General features: G+C 42.2%; 3 protein-coding genes and 1 pseudogene. All 4 read right to left on the bottom strand.

Translation table 11 applies throughout. The features are described 5' to 3' along the window. Nucleotides 1–1,013, bottom strand: a pseudogene (locus ABID23_RS07595) (hypothetical protein); the annotation flags it as partial. 3 nt (nt 1,014–1,016) lie between these two features. Next, nucleotides 1,017–2,438, bottom strand: a complete 1,422-nt coding sequence (locus ABID23_RS07590; protein ID WP_354190849.1) for a hypothetical protein — start codon at nt 2,436–2,438, stop codon at nt 1,017–1,019. 40 nt (nt 2,439–2,478) lie between these two features. Then, the gene (gene bgtD / locus ABID23_RS07585; protein WP_354190847.1) at nt 2,479–3,402 is read right to left on the bottom strand and encodes a BaGTA-type gene transfer agent maturation protease BgtD; all 924 of its coding nucleotides are present in this window, start codon (nt 3,400–3,402) and stop codon (nt 2,479–2,481) included. Between the two features lies 1 nt (nt 3,403). Next, nucleotides 3,404–3,829 carry a hypothetical protein gene (locus tag ABID23_RS07580; RefSeq protein WP_354190851.1) on the bottom strand — a complete coding sequence of 142 codons (426 nt, stop codon included), beginning with the start codon at nt 3,827–3,829 and terminating at the stop codon, nt 3,404–3,406. Between the last annotated feature and the right edge of the window lie 21 nt (nt 3,830–3,850).

Below are 3,850 nucleotides of genomic sequence, written 5' to 3'. Positions count from 1 at the left end.
ATATCAAAAACAAGATCTTGTAAAAAAGGACTATGATCAGCTACGTAATCGGTAGAAACTGCTTTTTTAAAAGATTCTCCTAGCTCTTCAGAAGCTTCATTGCCTAAATGTTTACTGATTGCTCTTAACGTATCTTTTGAAACACCTTCTTTCGTATGAGAAGGAGAAAAAAGTCTTCGTATTCCGCTTACCGGATAACCAGCTAAATGAGCTAAAGCACTTCCAGCTAATGCCCCACCCACTCCTAAACCTGCACCAGATAACGTACTTGTAAGTGTATTACCAAGTCCTTCACCTTCTCCCGCTCCATGTAATGCACCAGATGCTGCACCTACTTTAAGCAAATGAGGCAATGTTGTTTTGTTCGTGATGCCTAAAAACGGACTTGCAAATCGACTTGGAAATGACTGACCTGCTTTCAAAAATGCTTGACCGAATTTTGACCCCGCAATATTCCTTGCAAGTGTAGGCGCTACAAGGCGTGCTCCTGAGGCTAACAATCCTCCCCCTAACGTCGCAAGTGAAGGGATTGCCGACCCTAAAGCATTTCCAGCAAAAGAAGTCCAATAATGTTGATCACTCATCCTACGATAATAATCACGTATTCTATTGGCTTCTTTCTCATATTTTTCTATGGTTTTCTTATCTCCAGTCCAATAGTTGTAAAGCCCATTCAAAAAAGCACTTATTGCCCACTGATCATCAGAATCACGTCCTGCCGCTGTAATCCCCGCAATCTCATCATCTAAATTAAAACTCAATCCATGCTTTAAAGAGTTCCAAAAAGCTTCACTTTGCGTGATTTCGGGATGTTGCGGTGATGTTTCGTACCCTCCAAAATTTTCATATTCATTATCAGGAATACGTCCAATAATTTTTATATCAGGACCAAAGTCTGGTAACGTTTCCCCCCTTAACTTACCATATTCATCATCAGGAATACGTTGAATAATCTTCACGCTAGGACCAAAATTAGGAAAAGACTCTCGATAAGCATTATTATAATGAGGCATAATCTATCCCTTAACAGCTTTATATTTAATACCATTGTGGTTTAAGATAAACTTTGTTCCAGAAGGCAATTTATTAGCTTCTTCTGTATTATTCACTACTGGTGCATTTGCCCAATCCCCTTGTGACATCGGTGAATCTACAAAATATTTATCAGAGATTTCTTGGGGCGTATCTATAGGCTGACCTGTTAATGCGTTGTACAGTTGAAGATCATTATGCCTATTGAAAAAATCAAATGCTGTTTTAATTACTTTTAAAGTCCTCTCCAATCCCTCTTTATCTCGCCCAACATCCAAAGAACCAAACATTGATGATAGTGCCTGACTTTCAAAATTTGATATAGGACCAGTTCCTACTGTTCCGCTAGGACTCATTGATTTTAGGTTCTCAAATACCGTCCTTAGAACACCACCTCTAATTCCCTCCAATAATTTGTCTAAGTTGTACGCATCACTTCCACCAGCTTTTTTCATAAACCACCCCTTAAATCCTGTAGCCTTACCTTTTTGAATGAGTTCAAAAGCAGCTTTCAGATCATTTAATCCAGCTCTCAACTGATTCTTGGTGGCGAACATATTTGTTATCCTTCTACCCTCCCACTCTTTCTGTGCTTGTAGCTTCTGATTATATTCAAGTTTCTGTAGAGACCCTTCCATCGGTCTCTGTCCACGTTTACCTGTCTCTGGATCGGTATACCATTCATGCCCCGCAAGTAATTTAGGAGTATCACCACCTGTTAGCATCGCACTAAGCATTTGAGGATTCCGTGCCATGACAGCAGCTTCTTCTTCGCTATATCCTTTAGATTTCAGATACTCGACAGTTTGGTTAACCTGCCCTCTTTCCTTATCTCCTTCATTAAGATGCTTCACACCACTTGCTAGCGCATCCCATCCAGAACCATCTGTGGGTGCTGCCGCCATACCTGCAAAAAGATCTTTGAGCTTCTGATACGCATCTGATTGAAAAAACTTATAAGTATTGGACTGTAAAAATTTCTCTGCATCTGTCGGTTCACGAGGAGGTGTTTGTGATGAAGTTTCTAATGGCTGTGCTTGGGGTACATCAACTTTAGGTTTAAGATCTTCTGGGGCTTCCTCCAGTGCATTTGGCATAGGAGGCTGTTGATCAACTCCAAGAGGCATCTCCGCTTTAGGAGCCGTATAGGGCATAAATGGTCCATATGGATTCAGACTATTCTGTAAATTTTGTTTTTTTAGATCAGTGTTTCTCTTGAGCATCATCGCAGTTCCCAAACTCGCACCGATAGACGAAGGATGCTTTGCGCCTTTTGCAATTAATTGTCCTAATCTATTAGCCCCTGTAACCACTTTAGGAGCAAAAAACCTAAAAATATGAGGTCCATATCTAATTCCTGCCCCAATTGCTGCCCCAGCTAATGGAAATAATAATGGAAATGCCATCACGCTCTCCTTTTAAAATTATCGTTTAATGATTATACAGCTATTGTTTCTGATTCATGTAATCTAAAAAAGCATAGGGGGCTCCTGCTGCCAACGCTGCTCCCATTGGACCACCTGCCATGTAACCAAAAGCCATTGGTGCTGCTTGAAGTGCCAGAGAACCTATAGCTCCTGCATTTTTCCATGGGCTATTGCCTTGCATCATAGAGGCTGTATTATTATTCGTTGTCGTGCCGTAATTTCTTGCAAAACCATGACCGGCGTTCATAAGCATATTCAACCTATTCCAGCCGCTATTGTCTTGTTCCAGCCAACGTTCACGATTGGCATCAACAAGGCGTTGATTGTGGGCATCAAGCACACCTCCCCCCTGTATGGCATTGGAATAGGCATTGCCATAACCCTGTAAGAAGTTATTTGAGGCTCCCAACTGATTTTGATTGGCTTGGTCTATCATGGCATTGGCTTGCATCATGCGGTCTGCATCACGATTATACTGGTCTGCTGTAGCACTTGTGGACAAAGCACCAAGTTCATTTGCCAATACACCTGTATGTGCACCGGACCCATAACGACCAGCACCTGCAAAAGAACTGTTAATCGTATCTCTTGCACGGTCTAAGCTATTTTGAAGAGCGGCATTAAAAGACGGATTCTGCCCAACCATACCACCAGAAGCCATATGTCGAAGATTCATGGCTGCCGACGTTGGATTATAGATTGTATTCATCAAAGAGCGATTTTGATAATGCTGTGGAATACTTCCAAGACCACCAATTCCATAGCGCGTTTGATAACTTAACGGAGCAACACGAGGTCCTCCATACACATTACCACCCATCCCTGTGTCATACATGTTATACGCATCCGCACCACCACGCTTAAATACATTCTCCATCCAAGCGGGAGGGGCGCTTGTTTGTACCTGCTTCTGTTCTGTCGTTGTTGGTGTCTTGCTCCCCATGTCACAATTCCTTCCTATAATAAAGCATCCCTATGCTATAGCCTTGCTTGTCCAATGCGCGCTTCCAACCTAAACGCCCTAAAATCTCTATCTCAAAAGCCCCATTCTCACGCGCCCAATCCTCTGCAACTTGCAAATTATCAACCAAATTAAGAACGCCCTTGCCACTACATTCACAAATCAGAGCACGCTTCTTTCCTAAAACTGTCTGTTGTATCTGGGTCGTGACGACCGCTAAAAATCGCTCGTCATCATCCAAAACAAGCCATAATTGTTTCTTGCCACTGCAAATCGCTTCAATCAGTTCCTGCAACGTGATTTCATGTTTGAAACGCTCTACATACTCTCTAAAGGATGCAATGATGTCTTCCAGATAAGGCGCTATACGCTCCATATCCCAAGACGTAGTCAAAAAGACTTTTGCCATTACCCTCTGCCTAAAGGACGT

Source organism: Bartonella silvatica (assembly GCF_040545155.1).
In the GTDB taxonomy this organism is placed as follows: Bacteria; Pseudomonadota; Alphaproteobacteria; order Rhizobiales; family Rhizobiaceae; genus Bartonella; species Bartonella silvatica.
This window is presented reverse-complemented; position numbering and strand designations above follow the sequence as displayed.